This window comes from Colwellia sp. MB3u-41, from assembly GCF_014076845.1.
GTDB lineage: Bacteria > Pseudomonadota > Gammaproteobacteria > Enterobacterales > Alteromonadaceae > Colwellia_A.
On sequence record NZ_JACGUT010000017.1, the window covers coordinates 1 to 1,081 of the forward strand.

A 1,081-nucleotide genomic window follows, 5' to 3' on the forward strand; every position below is an offset into this window, starting at 1 on the left:
CTTAGTTTCAAGTTTGAAGTGCGACAAAAGTGATTATTCATAAAAGCATTCCTCTGGTGTTTTATATCCCAATCTCTTTCTTGGTCTTGTATTTAATTTAGCTGCGATGGCATTACATCGTTGTTGAGTTAAGCCCTTCATTGATGTTCCTTTAACCAAATATTGTCTGATTAAACCGTTAGTATTTTCGTTCGTTCCACGCTCCCAGGAGTGATGTGGGTTAGCAAAATAATAAGGGCAATTAGTAGCTTCTTCTACTTTCTTATATTGATGGAACTCGGTGCCGTTATCAGAAGTAATTGTCTTAAATTGCTTAGGCATTTTATTCATGAGTTTAATCGTTCTCGTGTTCGTTGATTTAGTCGTTCTATCATTTAATTGACCTATCAATGTGTAACCCGTTTTACGCTCAACTAAAGTCACAATACAGTGCTTAGAGCCTTTTCCCATCACAGTATCTATTTCCCAGTGACCTTGTGTTTTTCGTGTTTCAACTTCCGCTGGCCGGTCAGCTATATTTCGTTTACCGGCAAGCCTTCCGCGGCTGTCGTAAGCCTTGTAGCGTTTACGTCTTTGTTTATTAGCACATCGCAATTGCTTCCATAGCTTACCGCCACTTTTCTTATCTCGCCAAATATAACGATAAATAGTTTCATGACTGAAGCAGCGAAGACCTTGCTGCTTGAGGTGCCCCGTTATTTGCTCAGGGCTCCATTGTTTATGCAATAACCGCCGAACAATGGCGTAATCTCTCTGAGTAAAGTGCTGATTTCGTCTAGAGCGACTACGCCGAGCTTTTGTCCGTCGCTGTGCTTTACTTGGTCTATATGAGTCGTCAATAATCCAACAACTATTACGATTTACCTCTCGATAAATAGTACTTCTGTCTCTATTCATTGCTTTTGCAATATTAGTAAAGCTTAAGCCTTGCCTTTTTAAGGCGGCTAAAGTATATCTATCACCCTCGGTGAGCTGCTTGTATTTCATAGTGTTTTACTTCTTGGCGGGAGCAAAAAACTAAGGATATCGCAGTTCATCGTTTTTATTAACTTGGGTGTCGCACTTAGTATATGAATTCGGC

The 1,081-nt window shown here is 40.1% G+C and carries 1 protein-coding gene; it reads right to left on the bottom strand.

Features of this window, described 5'->3' with window-relative positions:
- Positions 1-33: 33 nt before the first annotated feature.
- Positions 34-987, bottom strand: a complete 954-nt coding sequence (locus H4J73_RS01155) for an IS30 family transposase (protein ID WP_182223116.1) — start codon at positions 985-987, stop codon at positions 34-36.
- Positions 988-1,081: the final 94 nt, after the last annotated feature.

Coding starts and splice junctions, on each gene's coding strand:
- H4J73_RS01155 (WP_182223116.1), bottom strand. CDS start 987: ATGAAATACAAGCAGCTCACCGAGGGTGATAGATATACTTTAGCCGCC.